This is a genomic window from Bacteroides caecigallinarum (genome assembly GCF_016902295.1).
Classification (GTDB): Bacteria; Bacteroidota; Bacteroidia; order Bacteroidales; family Bacteroidaceae; genus Phocaeicola; species Phocaeicola caecigallinarum_A.
In genome coordinates this window covers 1-447 of sequence record NZ_JACJLQ010000161.1, presented here as the reverse complement: position 1 = coordinate 447, position 447 = coordinate 1, and the positions used below count along the sequence as shown (strand labels likewise).

The window sequence follows — 447 nt, the reverse complement described above, 5'->3', positions numbered from 1 at the left end:
CCTGTGCCGTTACTTTCACCGCTCGAATGACACATTGGTACCAGACCGATGAAAGAAGCCAGATGGTCAGCATTCTTAAAACGCACTATATCATCAAGCTCAACCATCAGGGTGGCAGCTGTAGTAACGCCTATTCCGGGAACAGAAGTCAGAAAGCGTATCGGCTTCTCAAAAGGAGCTTTACGTGAAATCTCACGGATGGCACGTGTCTCCTGTAGAAGCATCTTACGAAGACGCACGAACTGTTCCAGGTGCAGTTCCAAAGTCTTCTTGCCATACTCAGTGGACAGTTCAAGAGCCTGTAACCAGGAAAGGAAGCGTTTGGACCAACAGCCAATGGAGCAGCGGGTAAACTCTTCCGGTATCTCTACGCCATGAAAACGAAGAAGAGACTTGATGCGGTTCTTCGCACGGGTGCTGTCTTTTACTATCAGGTTTCTCATCCTT

At 48.5% G+C, this 447-nt stretch carries 1 protein-coding gene; it reads right to left on the bottom strand.

Going from position 1 to position 447, the window contains the following annotated elements; genetic code table 11:
* On the bottom strand, positions 1–447 hold a 447-nt coding region (locus H6A27_RS15875), incomplete at both ends, for a transposase (RefSeq protein WP_204509211.1).